General features: G+C 39.6%; 2 tRNA genes. Both read right to left on the bottom strand.

Annotated features, from left to right (window positions below):
- Positions 1–500: 500 nt before the first annotated feature.
- Positions 501–576 (bottom strand) — tRNA-Ala (locus tag BJN41_RS14030).
- Positions 577–679: 103 nt separating this feature from the next.
- Positions 680–756: transfer RNA gene (locus BJN41_RS14025), tRNA-Ile, on the bottom strand.
- Between the last annotated feature and the right edge of the window lie 39 nt (positions 757–795).

Raw genomic sequence — 795 nt, 5'->3', positions numbered from 1 at the left:
CAAGGCATCCACCACATGCACTTAATTACTTGACTATACAACCCCAAACAGTCGTTAATCCCTACAAGTAGGATTAAGACAATTAAATAAATAATCTATGATCTATTTAATCTACAGTTCAAAGTCTCGTGCACTTAAGCACCGTACAGCTTCAATCTAAATTCATATACCAAAACGCTTGATTCAGTTAATTTGCTAGTGCTCATTTCAATTCGTAATTAAACCGTAACACCAAAGCATTACTGTCAATCCTATATGAAATGAGTTGAACAATTTATTTCAGACTCAATTTTTGCCAATCTGTTAATGATTCACTGCATCCTCGTCGGACTGCAGTCAACTGTGATAAATCACAGAACTTAATAAGCTTATACTTACTAAATTCTGTAATCTTTAGCTTAAAGCTCCAGTATATGTGTGCCTGCGCACAGCATAGCTGTTTGCTTAAATTTTAAGGAAAAGCCTTAAAGCAGTGCTTTAAGTTTTCTGATCTTAAAATTTGGTGGAGACTAGGAGAGTCGAACTCCTGACCTCCTGCGTGCAAAGCAGGCGCTCTACCAACTAAGCTAAGTCCCCAGCTTATCATCTGTGATTCGATGTATCAGATTATAGCCTGCGCACTCACTCACGTTCGTTTGCCTTGCGCTTCGCCTTAAAGCAGTGCTTTAAGTCTTGCTCATGGTGGGTCTGACAAGACTTGAACTTGTGACCCCACGCTTATCAAGCGTGTGCTCTAACCAACTGAGCTACAGACCCTGAGAAAAATCAAAGCATCGCTTTGTATTTTTCGCAAGG

The sequence above is a fragment of the Acinetobacter towneri genome, assembly GCF_001758345.1.
Taxonomy (GTDB): Bacteria; Pseudomonadota; Gammaproteobacteria; order Pseudomonadales; family Moraxellaceae; genus Acinetobacter; species Acinetobacter towneri_A.
This window is presented reverse-complemented; position numbering and strand designations above follow the sequence as displayed.